At 33.4% G+C, this 1159-nt stretch carries 1 protein-coding gene; it reads left to right on the top strand.

Translation table 11 applies throughout. The annotated features are described in order from the left end of the window. Positions 1-157 precede the first annotated feature (157 nt). Positions 158-1021 (top strand): AadS family aminoglycoside 6-adenylyltransferase, encoded by an 864-nt coding sequence (locus H4K33_RS16320; protein WP_010257826.1) that lies wholly within the window; start codon positions 158-160, stop codon positions 1019-1021. The last annotated feature ends 138 nt before the right edge of the window (positions 1022-1159 follow it).

The raw sequence follows: 1159 nt of genomic DNA, 5'->3' as shown, positions 1-1159 counted from the left end.
ATAACAAACAAATTGGCAATAGAGCCGGTGAAGTACTTCTATTGAACTTTTGTGCAATGTTGAAGATTAGTAATTCTATTCAACATTTGTGCTAAAAGTCGGCTCCATCGCCAATTTGCCAAACGTTGTACGACATAGTAAAACCGAACCAAACAAAATGAAAGTCAGAGAAGAAAAGTTAAGAACAATTATAGAATGGTCGGAGAAAAACGAAGATGTAAGAGTTCTTCTTCTGACAAGTTCACTTGTAAATCCTTTAGCACTTGTTGACGAATTTAGTGATTTAGACATTGAATTTGTTTTTGAGGATAATACAAATTACATTTCAGACAAAAGCTGGACGCTTAAATTCGGAAATCCAATTGCTATGATTGAAGAAGACGAAAGTTGTTTTAACCATAAACACGCAATGAAAATGCTACTTTATGAAGACGGTGTGAAAGTAGATTTTAAACTTTACAGCAAATCAAAATTTATAAAGGAAACGCAAGAGAAAGAATTACCAGAAGATTGGGATATTGGTTATAAAATTTTAATTGATAAAGATGGTATTACAAAGCAAATGCTGAAACCAACTTATCAAATTTCCATTATCAAAAAACCGTCTGAAAAAGAGTTTCAAAATCTAATAAACGATTTTTGGTGGGACACAACTTACGTGGCAAAGTGTCTTGTGAGAGATGAAATATTCTATGCGAAATTTATGTCGGAAACCGTTATTCGCACAGAATATTTAATTCCTTTAATTGAATGGCACATTGCAAGTGAACACAATTGGAACATAACGACCAATAAATATGGACGACTTTTCAAAAAGTATCTTAACCAGGAAATGTGGGCTAAAACAGAACAAACATTTTCAGGGAGCAATATAAAGGAAAATTGGACTGCTCTATTTTCAATGACTGATTTAGTTTCAGAAATAGGAACTGAATTGTCAAAAAAATTAGAGTACAAATACCCGGATAAATTAGAAAATGACATACGAAAATATTTAGCTGGACTAAAACCCAAAACATAACTACGTCGTACAATAACTAAGCTTTCGTCTTGCCCGGAGGGCACGAGATGAAAGCCCGTTGAACGGAACCGTAGGAAGCTTAATACGTATTATGGAGTTTTCGAAGTATGACTTTAAGATATACCAGCAGTAATTTTA

It is taken from the genome of Myroides sp. WP-1, from assembly GCF_014145635.1.
GTDB lineage: Bacteria > Bacteroidota > Bacteroidia > Flavobacteriales > Flavobacteriaceae > Flavobacterium.
The sequence above is the reverse complement of the archived record's forward strand: the minus strand, read 5'-3'. Positions and strand labels throughout refer to the sequence as shown.

Bases quoted from the DNA above. Each gene is read 5' to 3' on its own strand.
- H4K33_RS16320 (WP_010257826.1), top strand. From the start codon at position 158: ATGAAAGTCAGAGAAGAAAAGTTAAGAACAATTATAGAATGGTCGGAG.